This window comes from Azospirillum sp. B4, assembly GCF_000333275.1.
Lineage (GTDB): Bacteria > Pseudomonadota > Alphaproteobacteria > Azospirillales > Azospirillaceae > Nitrospirillum.
Genome location: NZ_BACU01000378.1, coordinates 1 through 21,951, shown reverse-complemented (window position 1 = coordinate 21,951; position 21,951 = coordinate 1). Strand labels below are relative to the sequence as shown.

At 68.1% G+C, this 21,951-nt stretch carries 20 protein-coding genes and 1 pseudogene; 10 read left to right on the top strand and 11 right to left on the bottom strand.

Going from position 1 to position 21,951, the window contains the following annotated elements; genetic code table 11:
* The 3 genes from I55_RS16885 to leuA form a co-directional block, all read left to right on the top strand.
* On the top strand, positions 1-467 hold a 467-nt coding region (locus tag I55_RS16885), incomplete at its 5' end, for a helix-turn-helix domain-containing protein (RefSeq protein ID WP_044561750.1).
* Positions 468-581: 114 nt separating this feature from the next.
* Positions 582-1,280: an O-methyltransferase gene (locus I55_RS16880; RefSeq protein ID WP_044561746.1), complete on the top strand. Its 699-nt coding sequence runs from the start codon at positions 582-584 to the stop codon at positions 1,278-1,280.
* Between the two features lie 430 nt (positions 1,281-1,710).
* Positions 1,711-3,378, top strand: a complete 1,668-nt coding sequence (gene leuA / locus I55_RS16875) for a 2-isopropylmalate synthase (protein ID WP_044561745.1) — start codon at positions 1,711-1,713, stop codon at positions 3,376-3,378.
* Between the two features lie 10 nt (positions 3,379-3,388).
* Here the strand turns inward: leuA and I55_RS16870 are convergent, their stop codons facing one another.
* Positions 3,389-4,306 (bottom strand): LysR family transcriptional regulator, encoded by a 918-nt coding sequence (locus I55_RS16870; protein WP_044561744.1) that lies wholly within the window; start codon positions 4,304-4,306, stop codon positions 3,389-3,391.
* A gap of 134 nt (positions 4,307-4,440) precedes the next feature.
* Here I55_RS16870 and I55_RS16865 point away from each other — a divergent pair, with 134 nt between their 5' ends.
* From I55_RS16865 to I55_RS16850, 4 genes are all read left to right on the top strand, one after another.
* Positions 4,441-5,277, top strand: coding sequence for an oxidoreductase (locus I55_RS16865; RefSeq protein ID WP_044561743.1), 837 nt, complete (start codon positions 4,441-4,443; stop codon positions 5,275-5,277).
* 80 nt (positions 5,278-5,357) lie between these two features.
* Positions 5,358-5,651, top strand: a complete 294-nt coding sequence (locus I55_RS36055) for a hypothetical protein (RefSeq protein ID WP_083901181.1) — start codon at positions 5,358-5,360, stop codon at positions 5,649-5,651.
* A gap of 29 nt (positions 5,652-5,680) precedes the next feature.
* A complete protein-coding gene (locus I55_RS16855) occupies positions 5,681-6,103 on the top strand; it encodes a putative toxin-antitoxin system toxin component, PIN family (protein WP_044561741.1) in 423 nt (140 codons plus the stop codon).
* Complete coding sequence (locus tag I55_RS16850; protein WP_044561740.1) at positions 6,100-6,366, top strand: YlcI/YnfO family protein; 267 nt, start codon at positions 6,100-6,102, stop codon at positions 6,364-6,366. The genes I55_RS16855 and I55_RS16850 overlap by 4 nt, the downstream gene beginning before the upstream one ends.
* Before the next feature lie 110 nt (positions 6,367-6,476).
* Here I55_RS16850 and I55_RS16845 read toward each other — a convergent pair whose 3' ends face one another.
* The 3 genes from I55_RS16845 to I55_RS16835 all read right to left on the bottom strand — a co-directional run bounded on the left by I55_RS16845 (position 6,477) and on the right by I55_RS16835 (position 9,006).
* Positions 6,477-7,814: an LLM class flavin-dependent oxidoreductase gene (locus tag I55_RS16845; protein ID WP_044561739.1), complete on the bottom strand. Its 1,338-nt coding sequence runs from the start codon at positions 7,812-7,814 to the stop codon at positions 6,477-6,479.
* Positions 7,815-7,919: 105 nt separating this feature from the next.
* Complete coding sequence (locus I55_RS16840) at positions 7,920-8,615, bottom strand: SDR family NAD(P)-dependent oxidoreductase (protein WP_044561749.1); 696 nt, start codon at positions 8,613-8,615, stop codon at positions 7,920-7,922.
* A gap of 10 nt (positions 8,616-8,625) precedes the next feature.
* The gene (locus tag I55_RS16835; protein ID WP_044561738.1) at positions 8,626-9,006 is read right to left on the bottom strand and encodes a tautomerase family protein; all 381 of its coding nucleotides are present in this window, start codon (positions 9,004-9,006) and stop codon (positions 8,626-8,628) included.
* Between the two features lie 144 nt (positions 9,007-9,150).
* On the opposite strand from I55_RS16835, the gene I55_RS16830 reads away from it, so the two are divergent.
* The 3 genes from I55_RS16830 to mgrA all read left to right on the top strand — a co-directional run bounded on the left by I55_RS16830 (position 9,151) and on the right by mgrA (position 12,742).
* Positions 9,151-9,603, top strand: coding sequence for a MarR family winged helix-turn-helix transcriptional regulator (locus tag I55_RS16830; RefSeq protein ID WP_044561737.1), 453 nt, complete (start codon positions 9,151-9,153; stop codon positions 9,601-9,603).
* A 196-nt stretch (positions 9,604-9,799) separates the two neighbouring features.
* Positions 9,800-11,482, top strand: a complete 1,683-nt coding sequence (locus I55_RS16825; RefSeq protein ID WP_044561736.1) for a methyl-accepting chemotaxis protein — start codon at positions 9,800-9,802, stop codon at positions 11,480-11,482.
* Between the two features lie 216 nt (positions 11,483-11,698).
* Positions 11,699-12,742 (top strand): L-glyceraldehyde 3-phosphate reductase, encoded by a 1,044-nt coding sequence (gene mgrA, locus I55_RS16820; protein WP_044561735.1) that lies wholly within the window; start codon positions 11,699-11,701, stop codon positions 12,740-12,742.
* Between the two features lie 215 nt (positions 12,743-12,957).
* On the opposite strand, the gene I55_RS16815 is transcribed toward mgrA, so the two are convergent.
* The 7 genes and pseudogenes from I55_RS16815 to I55_RS16785 form a co-directional block, all read right to left on the bottom strand.
* On the bottom strand, positions 12,958-13,881 hold the full coding sequence (locus I55_RS16815) for a glycosyltransferase family 2 protein (RefSeq protein ID WP_159107220.1): 924 nt from the start codon (positions 13,879-13,881) through the stop codon (positions 12,958-12,960).
* Between the two features lie 5 nt (positions 13,882-13,886).
* Positions 13,887-14,261: a hypothetical protein gene (locus tag I55_RS16810; protein WP_148293789.1), complete on the bottom strand. Its 375-nt coding sequence runs from the start codon at positions 14,259-14,261 to the stop codon at positions 13,887-13,889.
* On the bottom strand, positions 14,210-15,232 hold the full coding sequence (locus I55_RS16805) for a beta-1,6-N-acetylglucosaminyltransferase (protein WP_044561732.1): 1,023 nt from the start codon (positions 15,230-15,232) through the stop codon (positions 14,210-14,212). Before I55_RS16805 ends, I55_RS16810 begins: the two co-directional genes overlap by 52 nt.
* A gap of 100 nt (positions 15,233-15,332) precedes the next feature.
* Positions 15,333-16,985: an alpha-L-fucosidase gene (locus I55_RS16800; protein ID WP_064742512.1), complete on the bottom strand. Its 1,653-nt coding sequence runs from the start codon at positions 16,983-16,985 to the stop codon at positions 15,333-15,335.
* Positions 16,986-17,092: 107 nt separating this feature from the next.
* The gene (gene pbpC / locus I55_RS16795; protein WP_083901179.1) at positions 17,093-19,147 is read right to left on the bottom strand and encodes a penicillin-binding protein 1C; all 2,055 of its coding nucleotides are present in this window, start codon (positions 19,145-19,147) and stop codon (positions 17,093-17,095) included.
* 68 nt (positions 19,148-19,215) lie between these two features.
* Positions 19,216-21,180 carry an alpha-2-macroglobulin gene (locus tag I55_RS16790; protein ID WP_044561731.1) on the bottom strand — a complete coding sequence of 655 codons (1,965 nt, stop codon included), beginning with the start codon at positions 21,178-21,180 and terminating at the stop codon, positions 19,216-19,218.
* Positions 21,180-21,951 (bottom strand): annotated as a pseudogene (locus tag I55_RS16785) (alpha-2-macroglobulin family protein); the annotation flags it as partial. The pseudogene I55_RS16785 and the gene I55_RS16790, both read right to left, overlap by 1 nt.

Here is a 21,951-nt window from a genome sequence, read left to right as displayed (position 1 = left end):
TCCCCTTGCTGGAGCGGCTGGTGCTGCACGCCACCCGGATGCCGGCTTTGTACGAGGTCGACGGGCCGGACGGCCGCATCGCCACCGTGCTGCTGGACCAGCTGTCCTTGGCGCCGTTGGAGAAGCTGCACTTCCCCATGCCAGCCGACACCAAGCTGCGCAAGATCGCCGCCGCCATGATGGCCGATCCCTCCGACCGGGCGACGATAGAGGATTGGGGCCAGCGTATGGCCGTCGCCCCCCGCACCCTGACCCGGATCCTGCGGCGCGAGACCGGCATGAGCTTTGGCCGCTGGCGTCAGCAGTTGCACATCCTGATCGCCCTGCAGCGCCTGGACCAGGGCGCGTCGGTCCAGGCCGTGGCGCTGGACCTGGGCTATGAGGGCGCCAGCGCCTTCGTCACCATGTTCCGCAAGGCCCTGGGCAAGCCGCCCGCGCGCTACCTGGCGGAGCGCCGGGGTCATTGACCAGAATTCGCTATATATTGTTCTGTTTGCGGAATGTGGTCACGCCGGCAACTCCCTATCCTGCCCCCCGACGCCGACATCCTGGCGCGGCGCACATTCAAGGGAGTTGGAAACATGGACTCACTCAGCAGCGGCCTGGTCGCCGAGGTTCTGGAACGCCTGCATCGGGAGGCCGAGGCGGCCGACGCACCGCTCACGCAAGCCCTCCCCGACGGGGCGGGAGATTACTATGAGGTGATCGGCCAGTTCATCAAGGCCGAGAACGCGGATTTGAGAGGCGTCTACAGCGCGCTCGCTGGCAACTTCCTGAACGTCTCGCCACAGTTCGGCCGTTTCCTCTACATGTGCGCCCGCGCCTGCAAGGCCCGCCGCATCGTGGAGTTCGGCTCCTCCATGGGGATATCCGCGATCTACCTGGCGGCGGCCCTCCGCGACATGGGCGGGGGTCAACTGATCGGGACCGACCTGGAGCCCGGCAAGGTGGAGCGGGCGCGGGCCAACGTCACCGCCGCCGGCCTGGCCGACCTGGTGGAGTTCCGGGTAGGCGACGCGCGCGAAACCCTGAAATCCGGCATCGGCGGCGACATCGATATGCTGATGCTGGACGGGGCCTTCACCCTCTACCTCCCCATCCTCCAGTTGCTGGAACCGCAGCTGAAGCCCGGCGCCCTGATCATCGGTGAGAACGCGTTCCAGCAGGCCTCCGGCTACATCGACCACGTGCGCGATCCGCGCAACGGCTACCTCTCGCATCCCCTGCCCTTCGATCCATCACGGGGCAACGAGTTCACGGTCAGGACCGGGCGAAGCTGACCTTCACCATCTCGACTGAAGATTGTCGCCAGCGCCCCGGCATCGATCCTTTGATGCCGGGGCATGGCTGCCTTTGAAATTTCGTGAGCGTGTTCGCTTGACACGCCACCGGTATGCCGCTTTTATCCTGGGCATCATGACCGACACCGCGATCACCCTGCTGCTTCTTATGAACCCGGCCTCCTGAGAGGACCGGGGATTTCGTCATAAGTTCGCGCAAGGTTCGCCCGAGTTTCCAAATGTCGTGTCACTGCGCCCCCCGGGGCTCTTCTGCCAAAGCCAGCATCGCCGCCGCCAGCGCCCTGTCGCTGCGCCTTGCCGCGCGCCTGCTCCTTACCGGCGGTCGCCGGGCCTGACGGCCATCCGGCGGCTGTACCCTTGGCCGTATTCACCCCCCGACTGAATACCTTAAAGCAGAGACGCCCTGATCATGCTGCGCGATCCCTCCACCAAATATCGCCCCTTCGCCCACGCCGACCTGCCCGACCGCACCTGGCCGTCGCGCGTCATCACCAAGGCGCCCCGCTGGCTGTCCACCGACCTGCGTGACGGCAACCAGGCCCTGATCGACCCCATGGACGCAGAGAAGAAGCAGCGCTTCTTCGACATGCTGGTGAAGCTGGGCTTCAAGGAGATCGAGGTCGGCTTCCCGTCCGCCTCGCAGACCGAGTTCGACTTCGTCCGCAGCCTGGTGGAGGGCGGCAAGGTCCCAGGCGATGTCACCATCCAGGTGCTGACCCAGGCCCGGCGCGACCTGATCGAGCGCACGTTCGAGAGCCTGCGCGGCGCGCCGCGCGCCATCGTGCACATGTACAACGCCATCTCCCCCGCGTGGCGCCGCATCGTCTTCGGCATGGACCGGGGCGGCATCAAGGACATCGCGGTCAAGGGCGTGACCATCCTGCGCGAACAGGCGGAGAAGTATCCGGAAACCGACTGGATCTTCGAATACTCGCCCGAGACCTTCAGCACGGCGGAGCCCGATTTCGCCCTGGAGGTGTGCGAGGCGGTGCTGGACGTGCTGCAACCCACGCCCGACAAGCCCGTCATCCTGAACCTGCCGGCCACGGTGGAGGCCGCCGGCCCCCACATCTACGCCGACCAGATCGAGCGCTTCTGCCGCCAGATCAGCCGCCGCGACAGCGTCATCGTCAGCGTCCATCCCCATAACGACAGGGGCACCGGCGTGGCCGCCGCCGAACTGGCGGTGCAGGCCGGCGCCGACCGGGTCGAGGGCTGCCTGTTCGGCAATGGCGAGCGCACGGGCAATGTCGATTTGGTGACCCTGGGGCTGAACCTGTACACCCAGGGCGTGGACCCGGGCCTGGACTTCTCCGACATCCAGTCCGTCGTCCAGACGGTGCAGTACTGCAACCAGATCCCGGTGCACCCCCGCCACCCCTATGCCGGCGAGCTGGTGTTCACCGCCTTCTCAGGCTCCCACCAGGACGCCATCAAGAAGGGCTTCGCGGCCCAGGCCGGGCGCAACGACCAGATCTGGGACGTGCCCTACCTGCCCATCGATCCGACCGACCTGGGCTGCGGCTATGAGGCGGTGATCCGCGTCAACAGCCAGTCGGGCAAGGGCGGCATCGCCTGGGTCATGGAACAGGACAAGGGCCTGAAGCTGCCCCGCGCCCTGCAGATCGATTTCAGCCGCGTGGTCCAGGGCTACGCCGACGAGACCAGCCGCGAGCTGACCGCCACCGACATCTGGTCCATCTTCCAGGACACCTACTGCCTGACCGGCCTGCAGCGGTTCGAATTGATCGACTACCAGGAGACCGGCACCGCCGGCAGCCGGGAGCGCATGTTCGTGGGCCGCGTCAGCGTCGGGCGGGAGGAGCGCAGCATCAGCGGCCGGGGCAACGGCCTGCTGTCCAGCGTGCTGGCCGCCCTGAAGGCCGATTGCGGCATGGAACTGGACATCGTCGACTACCAGGAACACGCCATCGGCCACGGTGCCGACGCCCGCGCCGCGGCCTATGTCGAGTGCCGCACCGGCGACGGCCGCAAGGTCTTCGGCGTGGGCATCGACACCGACGTCGCCACCGCCTCCGTCCGCGCCGTGCTCAGCGCCGCCAACGGCGCCGGCTGACAACCCAGGCTCAGGGCCGTCCCGCCTGCGGACGGCCCTTGTCCGGCGCCCGCGCGAAATCGATGAAAGCGCGCAATGCCGCGGGCAACTGCCGCCGGCTGGGGTAGTAAAGGAACAGGCCCGGGTAATAGGGGCACCAATCCTCAAGCACCCGCACCAGCCGCCCCGCCGCCACCGGCTCCGTCACCCGGGCGTCGAAGACATAGGCCAGGCCCGTGCCCGCCAGGGCCGCGTCCACCATCAAATCCTGGTCACTGAGGGTGAGCGGGCCGTCAACCTCCACATCCAGCTCAACACCCGCCCGCTCGAACTCCCACCGGTAAAGCCCGCCGCTGAGGAAGCGGTAGCGGACGCAGGGCAGGCCGCGCAGGTCGTGCGGGGAGGCCGGCACGGGGTGGCGCTGAAAGTAGGCGGGGGATCCGATCACGGCGAAGCGTTGGCGGGGCCCCAAAGGCACAGCAATCATGTCGCCGGCGATGCTTTCGCCGAAGCGCACGCCGGCATCGAAGCCGCCGGCCACCACATCGACCATGGCGTCGTCCACCACCATCTCCACCCGCACGTCGGGAAAGGCGGCCAGGAAACGTAGGACGATGGGCAGCAGCACCAGCCGCGCCGCCGCCTGCGAGGCGTTCAGGCGCAAGGTGCCCACAGGCGTGCCGCGCAGGCTGTTCAAATCCTCGATGGCGTCATGGATGTCCAGGAAGGCGGGGCGGATACGGGCGTAGAGCCGCTCCCCCGCCTCGGTCAGGGCGACGCTGCGGGTGGTGCGGTTCACCAGCCGCAGATCCAGCCGCTCCTCAATGGCACGCAGGGCGTGGCTGAGGGCTGACGGCGTCACGCCCAATTCCACCGCCGCCTTGCGGAAGCTGCGGTGGCTAGCGATGGCCAGGAAGACGGACAGGTCGGCGGGGTCAATGCGCTTCATGGAATGATTATTGATGAGTTTACCTCAGTAAGCTAACACGATTTCTACGGATTAATTCAGCAGCCTGCTGGCGCTAGCTTCTCCCCATCAGCTGACGGCCACCGGCGCCTCGGCCCCAAGCGAAGGAGAGCAACATGCGTGTCTGGTTCATCACCGGGGCTTCCCGTGGTTTCGGCGCCCTGATCACCGAACAGGCCCTGGCCGCCGGCGACGCCGTGGTCGCCACCGCCCGCGACCCGTCCACCGTCACGGCCCGCCTGGGCGACCATGCCCGCCTGCTGGCGGTCAAACTGGACGTGACCCGGGAGGACCAGGCCCAGGCAGCCGTGGCGGAGGCCGTCAAGGCCTTCGGCCGCATCGACATCCTGGTGAACAACGCCGGCTACGGCCTGCTAGGCGGGGTGGAGGAGTCCAGCGGCGCGGAGGTGGAGCGCCTGTTCGCCACCAACGTCTTCGGCCTGCTGGCCGTGACCCGCGCCGTGCTACCGCACATGCGCCGCCAACGCTCCGGCCACATCATCAACCTGTCATCAATCGGCGGCTATCAGTCCTTCATCGGCTGGGGCCCCTACTGCGCCACCAAGTTCGCGGTGGAAGGTTTGACGGAGGCGCTGGCCCAGGAACTGGCCCCCCTGGGCATCCACGCCACGGTGGTGGAGCCCGGCTTCTTCCGTACCGACTTCCTGGATGAACAGTCACTGGCGCGCACGGCGGCGCACATCGAGGATTATCACGCCACGGTGGGCGGCATGCGCGACTTCGCCGCCGGCGCCAACCATGCTCAGCCGGGCGATCCGGCCCGCCTGGCCCAGGCCTTCATCGCCCTGGCCAACGCGTCCCAGCCGCCCGTGCGCCTGCCTCTGGGCAGCGACACGGTGGCCGCCATCGAGAAGAAGAACGCCTTCGTCGCCGGCGAATTGGCGCGATGGCGGGAGGTGGCGCTGTCCACCGACTTCCCGGCCGGCGCGTGAGGAGATGGGGCGGCCCTTCGAAGAGGGCCGTCCCGTCGCTATTGCGCCTGATCGCGCGCGAACTGCTGCGCGCATAGCCCTTGCGGTGGCCAATCCTGGATCAGGGTGGTTGGCGGCGGGGCGGTCGTCTGTCCGAAGGCGGTACCGGCAACGGCCGCAAGGTCTTCGGCGTCGGCGTCGACACCGACGTGGCCACCGCCTCCATCCGTGCCGTGCTCAGCGCCGCGAATGGCCGGATAAGCTGTCGTCGCGATAAAGGCCGCCATCACCATCTGGCGATGATAGCCATGATGGTGATGGCGGTGATGGCCGCTGGCGTTTGGGCCAATCTCAACGCGGCGCTGCCGTTGCGGCAGCGGGCGCGGCCATTGTGATATCATCGGCGATGTGATACTGGTCACCAATGAGATTGGTACTCGACACGGACGTGATCGTGGCCGCCGTGCGGAGCCCGAAGGGTGCCTCCTCCGCACTTCTGCTGGCGGCCGATGACGGTGTTGTCCAGCTTCTGGCAACCGTACCGCTATTCGTCGAGTACGAGGCGGTGACCCGGCGGGCGGAGCATATGGCGGCGGCGGGCCTGTCGATTGCTGAAATCGATGTTTTCCTTAATCGCTTGGTTGAACTCGTTGAGCCGATAGACCCCTGGTTCCTTTGGCGGCCGCAATTGCGCGACCCAGGCGACGAGATTGTATTGGAGGCGGCCGTGAACGGTCGGGCGGACGCGCTTGTGTCCTTCAATCACAAGGACTTTCAGCCAGCGGCGCATCGCTTCGGATTGCCTTTGTTGCGACCTGGGGAAGCATTGGAAAGGATAAGACCATGACCAAGACGTCAACCTACCCGCTACGGCTGCCAGCGTCGGTGAAAGCCGAGGCGGAACGCCTCGCGGCGGAGGACGGCACCAGCCTCAATCAGTTCGTGGCAACCGCCGTGGCGGAGAAGCTGGCAGCCTTGCGCACCGCGGCCTATTTCATCGAGCGGAGTGGGCGGGGTGATCGCACCGCGTTTCGGGCGTTGCTGACACGGGAGGGCGGCGCGCCCCCCCAGCCGGGCGATGAACTCCCCGCCGGGCGGCAGGGAATGTAGGCGAATGGGTGCCTGGCGTGAAAGCCAACGCGCCCACGCGCCCGCAACACGCCCTTCTCCCTATTCCCCGAGACCTGATGGCGCCGGCAACGACCCGGCACCCCCCGACATCACGCCGCCCCCTTTTCCGCCTTGCGCGCCGTGAAGCGGTTGACCGGCACCTCCAGCCCCAGGTTGTCGCGGAAGGTCTGCCCCTCATACTCGCGCCGCAGCAGGCCGCGGTCCTGGAGGATGGGCACCACCGTCTCCACGAACACGTCCAGCTGTTTTGGCAGCGCCTCGAAGAAGACGAAGCCGTCGGCGGCCTTGGCCTCCAGCCAATGCTGGAATTTGTCGGCGATCTGTTCCGGCGTGCCGACGAAGTTGCCACGCGGCGTGGCGAAGCGCTGGGCCACCTGCCGCAGGGTCAGGCCGTCACGCTTGGCGGCGGCCACGATCTTCAGGACGGCGCTCTGCGTGCTGTTGTAGGCGTCGGCCCCCACCTCGGGGAAGGGCGCATCCAGATCGTACTGGCTGAAATCATGGTCATTGAACGGCCGGCCCAGCATGGACAGGGCGTTCTCGATGGACACCAGGTTGGCCAGTTCCTGGTACTTGGCCTCCGCCTCCGCCTCGGTGGCGCCCACCACCGGCGCCACGCCCGGCAGGATGAAGACACTGTCCGGGTCACGGCCGAAGCCGGCGGCCCGCGCCTTCACGTCGCGGTAGTAGGCCTGCGCCTCCTCCAGGTCATCCTGGCCGGCGAAGATGGCGTCGGCGTGCTTGGCGGCGAAGTTCTTGCCGTCCTCGGACGCGCCGGCCTGGAAGATCACCGGCTGGCCCTGGGGGGAGCGGGCGATGTTCAGCGGCCCCCGCACCTGGAAGAATTCACCCTTGTGATCCAGGGTGTTGAGCTTGGCGGGATCGAAGAAGACGCCCGTCTCCTTGTCATGGACCAGGGCGTCGTCCTCCCAGCTGTCCCACAGGCCCTGCACCACGTCCAGATACTCCGCCGCCAGGCGGTAGCGCTGGTCATGGGCCAGGTGCTGGGTCTTGCTGTAGTTGGCGGCGCTGCCCTCCAACCAGCTGGTCACCACGTTCCACCCCGCGCGGCCACCGCTGATGTGGTCCAGCGAGGCGAACTGGCGGGCGACGTTGTATGGCTCGCTGTAGCTGACGGTCAGCGTGCCCACCAGGCCGATATGGCTGGTGGCGCCGGCCAGCGCCGACAGGATGGTCAGCGGCTCGAACCGGTTCAGGTAGTGGGGGCTGGACTTCTCGGTGATGTAGACGCTGTCGGCCACGAACAGGAAGTCGAAACGCCCCTTCTCCGCCAACTGGGCCTGGCGCTTGTAGAAGGCGAAGTTGGTGCTGGCGTTGGGCTGGGCGTCCGGATGGCGCCAGTCACCCCAGGTCCGGCCCACACCGTGAAGGATGAACCCCAGTTTCAGCTGCTTGCCCGCACTCATGATCGCCTCCGTAAGATCGAGGCGGCCAGCATCCAAGCGGGACCGGCGCCACACAAACGAGTCTTCTCAAACAAACTGTTGAGTGACGCCGGTAATGGTTGGGGGTCAGAACTTCTCCACCCACGGCCGCAGTTCCACCTCCCAGGTCCAGGCGCTGCGGTGCTGGGTGTGGACGTGCAGGTACTCCCGGGCGATGGCGTCGGGGTCCAGCCACTTGTCCTCGGGGCCATCCTCCCCTGGTTTGGACCAACTGCTGGCCACGCCGCCGTCGATGATGAAGTGGGCGACATGGATGTTCTGCGGCGCCAGTTCCCGCGCCAGGCTCTGCGCCATGCCACGTAAAGCGAACTTTCCCATGGCGAAGGGCGTGGACCCGGCCAGGCCCTTCACGCTGGCGGTGGCGCCGGTCAGCAAGATGCTGCCCCGCCCCAGCGCCCGCATGCGGACGGCCGCAGCCTGGGCCACGAGGAAGCCGGCGAAGGCGGAGACGCGCAGACTGTCCAGCACCTGGGTCGGATCCAGATCCTGCACCGCCCCGCGGGTGCGGGCGCTGGCGTTGAACACCACCAGTTCCGGCATGCCCAGGTCCGCGTCCACCTGCCGGAACAGCCGGGCCACGGCCTCGGGCTCCGCCGCGTCGGTGGCGTAGGCCTTGGCCCCCGTCTCCGCCACCAGGGCGGCCAGCTTGTCCGTGTTTCGCGCGGCCAGCGCCACGCGATAACCCCCGGTGGTCAGCAGGCGGGCCAGCGAGGCGCTGATGCCCTTGCCGGCACCCACGATCAGTGCGTTCCTGGTGCTCATGGTTTCCCCCTCACGCGTATTGCGCTTCGCCATTGCCGAAGGACCAGTTTTCCTTCGCGACCTCCACCAGGCTGATGAACACATCCTCACGCCGCAGGCCCAGCCGTTGGTGCAGGCCATCGGCCACGGCCTTGTAAAAGGCCTTCTTCACCTCCACCGTCCGGCCCTGGTTCAGGGTGACCTGGATGATGACGCAGTCGGCGGTCCGCTGGATGTCCAGGTAGGTGGGATCGGCCACGAAGTCGCTGCCGGCGTGTTCCGTGATGATCTGGAAGCGGTCGTCCTTGGGCACGTTCAGCGTGCTGATCATGGCGTCGTAGAGGACGTCGCCGATGGTGTGGCGATAGTCGGCGGACTTGCCTTGAACCAGGTCGATGCGGGCGAGTGGCATGGGGTTCCCTCCTCCGGTTTGGCGGCGCCTTGCCGACGCCAGGAGAGAGCATGCCGGATTTATGGGTAATTGCCCATATGATCGTTGACAGCGGCGCCGACCGCGCGCCTGATAGGCTGGCGCCCTTTTCCACCAGGACCCCGCATGCCTGACACCTTTCCCCCGCCCGAACCCACGCAGTGCAACTGCACCGCCCTGCGCCAGGCCTCCCGTCGGCTGACCAAGTTCTATGACGACGCGCTGGTTGCCACCGGCCTGGGCACCAATCAGTACGCCATCCTGTCGCGCCTCAAGCGCCATGGTCCCCGGACGATCCAGGAATTGGCGACCATGCTGGTCATGGATCGCTCCACCCTGGGCCATCTGCTGCGACCGCTGGAGAAGCGCGGCCTGGTCCGCCTGACCATCACAGCGGCGGACCGCCGCCGCCGCGTCATCGTGCTGACCCCGGAGGGAGAGGCCGTGGTGGCGCAGGCCCTGCCGCTTTGGGCCGCCGCCCAGCAGCGGTTCGAGCACGTCTTCGGTAGCGACAACGCCCTGACCCTGCGAACCATCCTGCGCCAAGTGGAAATGGCCGACTTGTCAGCCCAGCCCTGACCAGTTGTGATTAAATAAAATTCAATTTAATTGACAGCATGGCGGCAGAATGTCGCAGCAATGGCCGGACCGCCAGGAAGAGGTATCTCGAAGGGTAGAAACCAGAAGAAAGACCCCCATGTCTTCCACTAATAAAGGGGCGCCCTTTATGTGGAAAATTTTTGGGGGCCCAGCGCAATCCGCAACAGGAGCCGATATGCCGCGTCTGGTCGATTTATCCTTGCGCACCCGTATTTTCGCGGCCTTCACCCTTGTCTTGGTGGTCACTTTGGGGCTTGGCGCGTTCGCGCTGGAACGCCTGTCGACCATCGAGCGCGCCGCCGCGGAGCTGGGTGGGGACGCCATGCCCTCCATCGTCGCCAGTAATGAACTGCTGCAGGCGGTGCTGGAGACCCGCCGGTTCCAGCAGGGCCTGCTGCTGGCCCCCACGGACGCTGAGCGGGCGGAGCAGGAAAAAATGGTCGCCCAGCAGTTCGCCCGGGTAACCAAGAGCCGAAAGGACTATGAGCCGCTGGTGACCATCGAGCGTCCGCAGATGGACCAGTTCGATGCCGTTTGGCCGCAGTTTGCCGCATCCTCCGCCCAGGTGCTGGACGCCCTGCACAAAGGCGACCGCGACCAGGCGCTGAAACTCTACTCCGGCAGCAACCGGGAACAGACGCGACAACTGGTCAAGGTGCTGACGGATGCGGCGGACCTCAACTACCGCGCCGGCCGAGACGCTTACGCCACGCTGACGCACACCACCGATACCTCCCGCCTGGGCACGCTGTTGGCTTTGGGCGCGGCGCTGGTCACGGCCTTGGCCGCCGGTGCCGTCACCGTGCTGACCATTGGCCGGCCCACCCGCCAGCTGACGGCGGTGATGAACAGCATCAGCCAGCGCCAGCTGGACACCGCCATCCCCGGCACCGACCGCCAGGATGAGATCGGCGCCATGGCCCGGGCCGTGGAGGTCTTCCGCGATGGCCTGGTGGAGGCCGGCCGCCTGGCGGCGGCGCAGCAGGCGGAAGAGGCGGCGAAAGCCCGGCGCGTGGCCGCCATCGACGCCCTGGTGGGTGATTTCGACCGCCAGTCCTCGCACATCCTGCAGCAGTTCAGCGGCGCCGCCGCCGAACTGGACGCCGCCGCCCAGAGCATGTCCAGTGTGGCGGAGGAGACCAACCGCCAGTCCTCCACCGCCGCCGCAGCCGCCGACCAGACCACCGCCAATGTCCAGACCGTGGCCGCTGCGGCGGAGGAGATGGCCGCCAGCATCGCGGAGATCAACCGCCAGGTGGGCCACGCCCAGGCTATCGCCAGCCGCGCCAGCCAGGACGCGCGGGAGACCATGACCACCGTCGCCGGCCTGACCGACGCCACCCAGCGCATCGGCGAGGTGGTGACCCTGATCCAGACCATCGCGGAGCAGACCAACCTGTTGGCGCTCAACGCCACCATCGAAGCGGCGCGCGCGGGTGAGGCCGGCAAGGGTTTCGCCGTCGTGGCGGCGGAGGTGAAGGGCCTGGCCAACCAGACCGCGAAGGCGACGGAGGACATCGCCGCCCAGATCCTGGCTGTACAACAGGTGTCCGCCCGCACTTCCGGCGCCATCCAGGCCATCGGCGGCATCATCGAGGAGGTGAACACGATCTCCACCTCCATCGCCGCCGCCATGGAACAGCAGGGCGCCTCCACGACGGAGATCAGCCGCAACGTCGGCCAGGCCGCCACGGGCACCCAGGGCGTGGCCGATGCGCTGGGCGCGGTGACGGAAGCCGCCGGCCAGGCCGGCGCCGCCGCCACCCAGGTGCTGGGCGCAGCCCACGACCTGTCGGAACAATCCGGCGTGCTGCGCGACCACGTCGGCCGCTTCCTGGCCGCCATCAAGGCGGCTTAACGCGCCAAGCTCCGGCGGACGCGGCGTCCTATTGAAGAGAATGGCCGGCGAGGGACGATACCTCGCCGGCCTTGTCTTATGGTCACGGCGACGACACCGGGATCGTTGATGCCGTCTCTTGCGGCGGAATGCCGTTAACCAACTCCCGCCTTGGCCGGCGCCGGGGATGACCGTATGGTGCCACCGGTTTCCGCCGCCCTTGCAGGAGCACGCACGATGCAGTCCCCTTATCGCGCCGCCGATGATCGCTACACCGCCATGCCCTACCGCCGCTGCGGGCGCAGCGGCCTGGACCTGCCCGCCATCTCGCTGGGCCTGTGGCACAATTTCGGCGGGGCCGACGTGTTCGAGACCGGCCGCGCCATCCTGCGCCGCGCCTTCGACCGGGGCGTCACCCATTTCGACTTGGCCAACAACTACGGCCCGCCCTACGGCTCGGCGGAGGAGAATTTCGGCCGCGTGCTGGCCAGTGACTTCAAGGCCTACCGCGATGAGATGGTCATCTCCACCAAGGCGGGCTACGACATGTGGCCCGGCCCCTACGGCATCGGCGGCTCGCGCAAATACCTGATCGCCAGCCTGGACCAGAGCCTGCGGCGCATGGGCCTGGACTATGTCGACATCTTCTATTCCCATCGCGTCGACCCCACCACGCCGCTGGAGGAGACCATGGGCGCGCTGGCCCAGGTGGTGCGCCAGGGCAAGGCGCTGTACGTCGGCATCTCCTCCTATTCCGCCGAGATGACGGCCAAGGCCGCGGCGTTGCTGAAGGAGATGGGCACGCCCTGCCTGATCCATCAGCCCAGCTATTCCATGCTGAACCGCTGGATCGAACGCGACCTGCTGGCCACGCTGAAGGACACCGGCGTCGGCTGCATCGCCTTCTCCCCCCTGGCGCAGGGCCTGCTGTCCAGGAAATACCTGAACGGCGTGCCGGCCGACGCCCGCGCGGCCAAGGGTGGGTCATTCCAGGAAAGCCTGCTGACGCCGGAGGCGCTGGAGCATGTGCGGGCCTTGAACGCCATCGCGGAGCGGCGTGGCCAAACCCTGGCCCAGATGGCGATCGCCTGGGTGCTGCGCGACCCGCGCGTCACCTCCGCCCTCATCGGCGCGCGCACGGTCGCCCAGCTGGACGACAGCCTGGACGCGTTGAAGAACCTGGCCTTCACCGATACCGAGTTGGCGGAGATCGACAGGCACGCCGTCGATACCGGCCTGAACATCTGGCAGCGGTCCTCCGACGCCAGCACGCCGGAGTGAATGGCTATTGATAAAGCGATGCCCGCGCCCCGGATGTCGGGCGCGGGCATCGAAGGATGGCGGCGCGGGCGGGGGACCGCGGAATGCCGCCTTGGGGAGGAAGACGACGGAGATGGGGAGTTGGGGGACGATCCGCCGTCGCCCCAAAAGCTATCCCATGTGGCGACCGCGCTCTTGCACGGGTGACGGATGTTTTGTCGGAAAGGGCCGCCGAATCACGCCAGCAGGCGCGCCATCTCCGCCCGCACGGCCGCGGCATGGCGGGCCGCCGACAGATCCTCCTCGTCATTCAGGTCCTGGCGGCGGAAATAGTCCTCGTCCAGGCCGTCCCACTTCTCCGGATGGCCATCGGGATACGGGGCCAGGCCTCGCGCCTGCTTGCGCCGGAACTCTGCCCTGGACTTCACGGAATAATGGTTCAGCTGCACCCGGGCATGGGAAATGGCGGGCGTGAAGGCAAGGTCGCGAATGTCGACCGGCCGCCCCTGGTCGTCGACATAGCGCCAGCCGGCAGCCAAGCGGCCGGCATGGATCACCATGCGGTCCAGCGCCGCCGGGCGCGCCAGGGTCTTCATGTGCACGTGGCCGGAGAACAACGCCGGGGCGCAGCGGGTGAAGCGCTCAATGACCAGCCGGCCGTCCGGCGCCTGCAGGCCGTTGGAGCCGAAGTAGCGCCAGTTGAGCGCCACGGCCCCCGCCGCCGGATCCTCGCCATATCGCGCCGCCAGCGCCGGCAGGGACACCCCCTCATGGCTGACGACGAACTCATCGGCGTCGATGAACAGCACCCAGTCCGTCTCCGCCCCATAATAGGTCAGGAAATGGTTGTAGGCGCGCATCTGCGGGCCGATCGCCCCGTCCCCCCACCAGTCGAAGCGGCGGGGATCGGGAATGGACAACAGCCGGGCGCAAGCCTGGGGAAAAGACAACACGGTGCCCTCGCCGCCGGACGGCCAGTCTATGGCGGTGAGGTCGATCCGGCCCGCCAGCCGATCGAGAAGGGCGCGGCCGCCGTCGGTGCTGCCGTTGTCGTAGATGACGAAGCGGTCCACGCCCATCAGGCGGTGATAGGCCACCCACTCCAACAGGCCGTCGGCCTCATCCTTGATGATGGCGCAGAGGGTGACGCGCGGCGGCACCCCGCTCACCCTTGCCGTGACACAAGCGCGTCCATGTGGCCCAGGTAGCGATGGATGGCCTGATCCAGGGGGGTGACGTCGCTGTTGACGCCGAGTGTCAGGAAACCGCTGTCGACCTCCTCCGCCACAACCACCTCACGCTCCAGGAACATGTCATAGACGCGAACGCGCAGGGGATAGGCCTCACGGCCACGCACCCCGATCGGATCCCAACCGGCATCCCGTGACGGGTGGATGGCGATCAGCACCTTGAAGGTGTAGAGATCTTGGGGATACACGCAAAGACGCAGACCCGGCAGATCCACCGGCACCTTCCGTGGCGCGATCGTCACATAGAAGGCCGGCACATTGCCCAGCGCGCAGGGGTCAAAAAGCCGCACGCTGTAATCGCGCCCCTCCAGATCTGCCGCCACGTGGCGCGACACCTTATCGGCAGGTCCGCGTCGACCGACACGGTCGATGCCGTCCCGAAAGTTCCCCCCAAATCCGCCGCCAGGGCATCTGCCGTGAAGGCGGCCATGGCTTCCATCTCGTCCCGCAACTCCGGCGGCAGGACGACGGGGCGCTTGCGGATGAATAGCCGCCCCTCTCCGCGCGCCGCAGCCACATTCTCCAACGTGCAATACATATCTGAGTTGCCGCACAGGTGTGGCCACGCCACATAGGTGGCGTTCCAGGAATGGATCCGGTGCCGTCCCGCCCGCTGCCCCGTCATGAGCAGTGTCTGCAGCATGGTCTCATCCGGTTGGGCCGATCGGGCGAAGGGCTCGGCTTCGCCGGGCTGGCCCATCCGGTCTAACAGATCGGCACAGGCCAGGCGATCCAGCACCAGCCAGTTGCTGCCATGGTAGAGCGTTTCGCGGAAAGCCGCGTCCACGGCCTGGGGCGCCACGCCGAACATCCCCACGCCCGGCAGTTCACGGAAATCCAGCGAGAAGCGGTGCAGGACATCGTCCTGGCCGCCTGGATACATGCCTGTAACCAGGCTGGCGTCGCTGAACGACCACCCGGCTGGAGCGTTCCACCGCCCATCGTCCTGGCTGAAAAGCGGTAAATGCTGCTCGCTCAGCCAGAAGAAATGGCGCCAGGGCACCGGTGCCGCCAGCGCCACCCTGAGCGCCATGGCGGTGGTGGTGACCATGGAATAGCCGCCCCAGCTGTAGGGCTGGCCCGGCAGGGCGATGACATTGGGAAAGCGAACGCCCAGACGCGCCACGAAATCACGGACGGCGGCCGGCGCCTTGGGATCGCAGTGGAAAATATACAGATGCTGAGATCGGTAAATGAAACGAAACAGGTCGGATACGTGATCCAGCGCCCGATGGCAGGTGATGAAATAACAATTGGCCATAAAGCGATCTTCCCGCAACCCAGCGACCCACAGTGCAAACCCCGGAACCCAAGGTGCAATCAGCCCACCCCTGAAAGCAAGGTGTCTTTCAGGCCGTCAACTATCGCTCGATACGGTACACAAAGGCAAAATCGCCCGGCGCCACCTTCGGCAGGGTGAGGTGCAGGCCATCGCCGTCCTGATGGAAGGTGACGGGCAGGCCGGCGCCGCCGTCCAGCAGGGTCACCGCCTTGACCGGCTCCGCCGCGGGCAGGGCATGGATCACCGCCGCCCCATCCTCCGGCCAGCCCATCTCGATGGCGTACAGCGTGTCGCCCTTGGTGGTGAAGCGAAAATCCTCAGGCCCGAAGGGCTTGTCCGTCTTGCCCTCCTTGAAGGAGCCGGCGGCCATCTGGGCGGGGCCTTCGCCGTACCGCCGCCAGGGCCGGGTGCCATAGATGGCCTCGCCGTTCGTCTTCAGCCAGCCGCCGATGGCCAACAGGCTGTCCTGCGCCTGCTGCGGGATGGTGCCGTCGGCGCGGGGACCGATGTTCAGCAGCAGGTTGCCGTTCTTGGCGACGATGTCGGCCAACAGGTGGATGACCTTCTCCGGCGACTTGTACTGTTCGCCCTCGATGTAGCCCCAGCTGTAATCCCCCAGCGAGGTGCAGGTCTGCCAGACGCGGGGCTGGATGTCGGGCATCAGGCCGCGCTCCACGTCCGCCACGCCGCTGCCCGCGGCCAGCGCCCCTTCCTTGTAGTTCACCACCGCGGAGGCGCCGCGCCGGCTTTGCGTATTGTAGTAGTAGGCCAGGACCTTGGGCAGGGCCAGGCGGAAGGCCGGCTGGCTGATCCACCAGTCGAAGTAGATCAGGTCAGGGTGGTAGGCCTCCACCAGCTCGGCGGTGCGCGCCGTCCAGTCCTCCAGCCAGGCGGGGGAAACGTGGGTGAAGTCCCCGGTCATGTCGGCCTCGCCCGTGTCCTCCCCGGTCAGGCGGGCCTGGGCCGGACCGTAAAGGTCGGCATACCGGGGGTCGTTCACATCGGACGGGATCTTGCGTCCCTCGCCGAAAAACCAGTCATGCTCCGCCCGGTGGGAGGATAGGCCCAGACGCAGGCCCTCCGCGCGCACCGCCCGCGCCAGATCGCCGATCAGGTCGCGCTTGGGGCCCATGCGCAGGGCAGACCAGTCCGACAGCCGGGTGGCGTACATGGCGAAGCCGTCGTGATGCTCCGCCACCGGCACGACATAGCGGGCGCCGGCGGCACGGAACAGCGCGGCCCAAGCCACGGGGTCGTATTTCTCCGCCTTGAAGCGGGGGATGAAATCCTTGTAGCCGAACTTGTCCGGCAGGCCATATGTGGCGACGTGGTGCTGGTAGACCTTGCTGCTCTGGATGTACATGCGGCGCGAATACCATTCGCTGTCGAAGGCCGGCACGGAATAGACACCCCAATGGATGAAGATGCCGAACTTGGCATCGGCGTACCATTGCGGCACCTCCCAGGTGCGCAGGGAGATCCAGTCCGGCCGGAACGGTCCGGCGGCATCGCCCGCCGCCACTTTCTTCAGCAGCGCGTCACGCTCCCGCGCCGTCTTCGCCGCCGCCTGGCGCCACGCGGCGTCCATCTGCTCCGGCGTCAGCGTGGCGGCGGTCGGCGCCGTGGCGCCCCCTTGGGCCAGGCCGGAATGCGGCAAGGCGAAGGCCGCCATCACCAGGCCCGCCACACTGGCGACCGCGGAACGAAGTTGGCAGAGGTGGGGGCGCGTCATCGGGGGTGCCATCCGTCTTCGTAGGCCATGAACCGACAGCCTCGCACATCGTCCGCCACCCGGCTGCGACAAATGCGCGAGCGGCGCCCGCTGGCGCCTCCGGCCTTCTACCGCACCCTTATCGTCGCCTTGGCGCGCTGTCCGGAGGAATCGATGACGGCGATGTCGGCGAAGCCGATGCCGTCGGGCACCCAGCCGGCCTCTTCGCCGGCGGAAGGCTCCGGCAAGGGCAGGCCGTTGACCAACCAGCGCAGGGGGGGCCGCCCACCCAGGGCCTCCAGCGGCACCGGCGCCGGCGTTCCGCCTTGGCCGTCGGCCCGTTCCACCTCCGCGCCATCCGGGGGGAAGGCGATGCGCAGCGGTGCCACCGCCTCCGCCATCGTGGAGCCGGGCGCTCCCCGGTCGAACAGGGCCAACGCCGGCGGCAGGGCATGGCCGGGCCCGGCGTCGATCACACCGGGTGGCGGCACTGGCGGCGTCCCCCGGTCTGGCAACAGGTCCACCACGCGGAACAGCAAGGGGGCCGCGACATCCCGGCCGGCGGCGCCGGGCCGGGGCGTGCCATCCGGCCGGCCCACCCACACGCCCACGACATGCGTGGGGGTGAAGCCCACCGCCCAAGCGTCGCGGAAGCCATAGGACGTCCCGGTCTTATAGGCCACCCACCGCCCGCCAACGGCCGCACGCCCGTCCGGCCGGGGCGTCTGCGCCAGGATGTCGGCCACATACCAGGCGGCGACCGGGCTCATCAACCGGCGCGCCGGCCGCCTGGCCGCCCGTTCCCCCTCCTCCGGCCGCGTCAGCAACAACGGCCGGGCCTGGCCGCCATCCGCCAGATCGGCATAGAGGTTGGTCAGGTCCGCCAGATTGAGCCCCAGGCCCCCCAGCGCCAGGGGCAGCCCGGGGGCGGCATCGGGCTGGGGCAAGCCGACCTGCGCCCCCACCTCGCGCAGGCGCCCCAGGAATCGAGCGGGGCCCAGGCGGTCCAACACCTTCACCGCCGGCACGTTCAGCGACTGCTGCAAGGCCTCCCGCACCGTCACCAGGCCATGGAAGCCACCGTCGAAATTGCGCGGGGCATAGTCGCCGAACACGGTGGGCGCGTCGTTGATGCGGGTTTCGGGATGCAGGGGCAACGCCTCGAACCCCAAGCCATAGACGAAGGGCTTGAGCGCCGAACCGGGGGAGCGGGGGGCCGCCACCATATCGATCTGGCCGAAGGGGCCGGTGAAGCTGCCGCCGACGTAGGCGCGGGCCTTGCGGCTGCCGGTCTCCATCACCAGCACGGCGACCTCCGCCGCCGGCTCCAGCGTGCTCTGCGTATCGCGCGTCAGCGCCTCCACCCGGCGCTGCAGGCCAGCATCCAGGGTGCTGGCGATGACGCTGCCCGGCGGCGCCGCCCGGCGCAGGCGGTCGGCCAGGTGCGGCGCCAGGAAGGGCAGCGGCCGGCGACCCGTCGGCACCGGCTCCGACATGCCCTCCTGCGCCGCCTGGCGAGTCAGCACCCCCTTGGCGGCCATACGGCGCAACAGGGCGTCCCGGCCGGCCCGGGCCGCCTCCGGCGCCAGATCTGGCCGGCGCTTGGTGGGCGATTGCGGCAGCGTGACCAGCAGGGCCGCCTGCCCGGGGGTTAGCGTCGCCGGCGGCCGGTCGAAATAGGCCAGCGACGCCGCCCTGGCACCCTCCAGGTTGCCGCCGAAGGGCGCCAGGGTCAGGTACATGCCCAGGATCTCCCGCTTGGAAAACCGGGCCTCCAGCTGTACCGCCCGGAACATCTCCACCAGCTTGGCCCCCACCGTGCGGGGTCGGGGTTCCAACAGGCGGGCCACCTGCATGGTCAGGGTGGAGCCGCCGGAAACGACGCGGCCATGGCGCACCGCCTGCGCGATGGCCCGCGCCAGGGCCAACGGGTCAACGCCGGGATGGCGGTAGAAGCGGTGGTCCTCATACGCCACCAACATCTTGAGGTAGCTGGGGCTGGCATCCGCCACCGTCATGGGCAATCGCCACGCATCATCGTCGGTGATGAAGGCGCGAAGCACCTCCCCCCGCTCATCCGTTACCAGGGTTGAGCGGGCCTGCCAGCGCCGAAGGTCTGGCGGGAACAGCCTGTCGGCCACCAGCGCCGCAGTAACCAGGGACACGGCAACCAGGGCCAGCACCCCGGCGACCAGACGCCCTCCCCACCGCAGACGTGCTCCGGATGCCGTCCAAACGCCCAGGCGGGGTATCACGGCACGGCGTCCACCACGGTACGCCCGGCGGCGGTGCGGGCGATGGCCGCCGGGTCGTACATGTCCTGGGTGGAGGCCGGTGGCAGGGCGAAATCGCCGGGCGTCACCGCCCGCACCACATAGGCGAAGCGGAAGTCCCGCGTCGGCCGGTCGTCCTCCTTCACGTCGTCGCCTGCCTCCTCAGTTCCGTTCGAGTAGACCCAGGAGGTCTGGCCCGCGTCCAACACGCCGACGAAACGGTCATCGCGGCCCTCCGCCACCGCCGCGTCGCTGATGTTCTGCAACCAGCCCAGCCCCCTTGGATCCCCCTTGTACCCCGGGCGCAGCACGGACTCGATCTCCCATCCCGCCGGCAGCGGATCGACCGTCACCAGGGTGCGCTTCACACGCTGGCGCAGCACCCCGGTCAACACCACCACCAGCCGGGTGTTGCGGGCGACATGGTCGGTGCCGACCGGCTTGCCGTCCATGGTGTAGACCTGCTTGGTCAAGGTGATGCCCTCCGACACCGGGCCAGGACTCTCCTTGGGCACGCCCCGCAGTTGCACCGTACGCCAGACCGCGGCGCCGCCGCTGTTGGCCACGCCGAATCCCGCGGCCAGCTGCGCCGGGTTGGGACTGTAGGTCAGGGTACGTCCGGTGGCGGCCTTGGCATAGCCGGTGGTGGTCAACGCGATGGGCTGGCCCTTGGCCAGGATGGCTTGCGAGGCCAGCAGCAGCCAGCTTTTCTGGTTGGTGTTGTAGTGCCAGGGCTCCTTAAGGCCGGACAGCGCCAGATGCAGCGCCGCCTCCTGCAGCGGCACGGCGTTGGCCTCGGCCGCCACCGCCAGGGTGGCGGCGGCGTCGCGCAGCGGACTGCCGTAATAATCATGCGAGGCTTGGCCCAGATGCCTGCGCGCGCGCTCGAACGCCGCGTCGGCCCGGACCTTGTCCCCCGCCGCCAGCAGCGCCGCCCCCAGCTGGGCATAGGCCAGCGGGCCATCGGACAGCCGCTCCGCCGTCACGTCGTGGATGTAGCGCAGGTTGGCCGGGTTGGCATTGCCGCCACGGGCCAGCAGGTACTGGCCGTAAACCAACGCCTCCCCCTGTTCGCCGGTGGCGCCCACACCCCGGTCGGTCTGTTGCGTCACCCAGTCGGCCAGCGACTGCATGGCCACGTTCGGCACGAAATAGCCCGCCCCCCGCGCCCGGCTGAGAAAATCGAACACGTACATCTGCAGCCAGGGGGACCCCAAGCCGTCGCCCGACGACCACAGGCCGAACTCACCTGTCGAGCCCTGACGCTGCAGCAGGTGGTCGATGGCGGTGTTAACCCGGTTGTCCGGATCCTTGACGTTGCCTTCCAGCCCCAGTTGGCGGGCCAGGTCGCGGAAGGCCACCAGCGGCAGGGCCCGGCTGGTCGTCTGTTCCGTGCAGCCGTACGGATACTCATCCAAGTCCTTCATCAGGCCGGCCACGTCGATGCCGGGCAAGTTGGCGTAGGACAGGGTGACGCTGCCGGTGCCGGGCAGGAACAGATCCAGCAGGTTGGCTGGCAGGGTGAAGACCTCCCCCGGCGCCTGCTGGCGCTGTTCCGCCATGACGATGGGTGCCTCCGCCGGGCGGATGGTGATGGGCCAGGACCGTTCCAGCTTCAGCCCGCCCGGTCCCTCCACCGCCAAGGTCAGGCCGCCGATGCCGGCCTCGCTGCCGCGCAGCGCCACCGGCTGCACCACGCGCTGGCCGGTGGCGAGCGTGACGGTACGCTTAGGATCCGCCGCCAATTTCAGGGCGCCGTCGGTCACCAGCGTCACGCGGTAATCGCCCGCCACCCCCTCCAGATTATGCAGCAACAGGGTGCCGCTGGCCGTGTCGTTCGGCGCCAGGAAACGGGGCAGGATGACCTCTGCCACCACCGGGTCGCGCACCACAAGCGCGCCCTCGGCCATGCCCATGCGCTCCTTGTCGATGGCCACGGCCATCAGGCGTAGGCTGCCGTGAAGTCGGGAATGTCCAGCGGCACCTTGGCGTGACCCTTGGCATCCAGCGCCACCAGGCCGGAAAACAGGGCCACCGTGCGGGTGGGCACCACTGGCAGGCCGACGCCGCCCGGTGAGTTATCGCCGCCCTGGCGCAGCACGCCGGTCTGGCCGGCCTGGCTTTCCAACAGGTTGCCGTAATCGTCGCGCATCTCGGCCGCCAGCTTGCGCTTGGCGAAGAAATGGGCCAGCGGGTCGGGGCTGCGGAAACGGGTCAATTGCAGAATGCCCTCGTCCACCGCCGCCACGGTGACATAGGCGCCGGCCCCGGCGCCCACGGCATCCACCTGCACGTCCACCTTCTGGCGCGGGCGCAGGGTCTTGGGCGCGGTGATGCTGACGGCCAGCGCCTTGGCGGCGGACTCGATCGGGATCCAGGCAAGGCCGACGGCCCGCACCGGCTGGTGGCCGGCCCCCTTGTCCGCTGGCCTGATGAAGGATACCAGGGCGTAGGCGCCGGCCCCCCATTCCGCCCGGACGGGAATGTCCACCGTCACCGGCTCCGCCCCCACCGCCCGGGTGGTGAGGATGCGGACGTCCTGGCCGGCGACAGCCACCTGCATCTGCCCGGCGAAGGGGGGCTCGATACGCAGGCGCGCCGTCTCCCCCACCTTGTAGGCAGCCTTATCCAAGGCGGAGGGCACGACGTCGGGGGCGTCCGTGCTGGCGCCCGCCATGTACCAGCCGCTGTAGAAGGATGCGGAGGAGACGGCG

Bases quoted from the DNA above. Each gene is read 5' to 3' on its own strand.
- I55_RS16845 (WP_044561739.1), bottom strand. From the start codon at position 7,814: ATGAGTGCGGGCAAGCAGCTGAAACTGGGGTTCATCCTTCACGGTGTG.
- I55_RS16800 (WP_064742512.1), bottom strand. From the start codon at position 16,985: ATGACGCGCCCCCACCTCTGCCAACTTCGTTCCGCGGTCGCCAGTGTG.
- I55_RS16790 (WP_044561731.1), bottom strand. From the start codon at position 21,180: ATGGCCGTGGCCATCGACAAGGAGCGCATGGGCATGGCCGAGGGCGCG.
- I55_RS16865 (WP_044561743.1), top strand. From the start codon at position 4,441: ATGCGTGTCTGGTTCATCACCGGGGCTTCCCGTGGTTTCGGCGCCCTG.
- I55_RS16830 (WP_044561737.1), top strand. From the start codon at position 9,151: ATGCCTGACACCTTTCCCCCGCCCGAACCCACGCAGTGCAACTGCACC.
- I55_RS16855 (WP_044561741.1), top strand. From the start codon at position 5,681: ATGAGATTGGTACTCGACACGGACGTGATCGTGGCCGCCGTGCGGAGC.
- leuA (WP_044561745.1), top strand. From the start codon at position 1,711: ATGCTGCGCGATCCCTCCACCAAATATCGCCCCTTCGCCCACGCCGAC.
- I55_RS16850 (WP_044561740.1), top strand. From the start codon at position 6,100: ATGACCAAGACGTCAACCTACCCGCTACGGCTGCCAGCGTCGGTGAAA.
- I55_RS16835 (WP_044561738.1), bottom strand. From the start codon at position 9,006: ATGCCACTCGCCCGCATCGACCTGGTTCAAGGCAAGTCCGCCGACTAT.
- mgrA (WP_044561735.1), top strand. From the start codon at position 11,699: ATGCAGTCCCCTTATCGCGCCGCCGATGATCGCTACACCGCCATGCCC.
- I55_RS16880 (WP_044561746.1), top strand. From the start codon at position 582: ATGGACTCACTCAGCAGCGGCCTGGTCGCCGAGGTTCTGGAACGCCTG.
- I55_RS16870 (WP_044561744.1), bottom strand. From the start codon at position 4,306: ATGAAGCGCATTGACCCCGCCGACCTGTCCGTCTTCCTGGCCATCGCT.
- I55_RS16825 (WP_044561736.1), top strand. From the start codon at position 9,800: ATGCCGCGTCTGGTCGATTTATCCTTGCGCACCCGTATTTTCGCGGCC.
- I55_RS16840 (WP_044561749.1), bottom strand. From the start codon at position 8,615: ATGAGCACCAGGAACGCACTGATCGTGGGTGCCGGCAAGGGCATCAGC.
- I55_RS16805 (WP_044561732.1), bottom strand. From the start codon at position 15,232: ATGGCCAATTGTTATTTCATCACCTGCCATCGGGCGCTGGATCACGTA.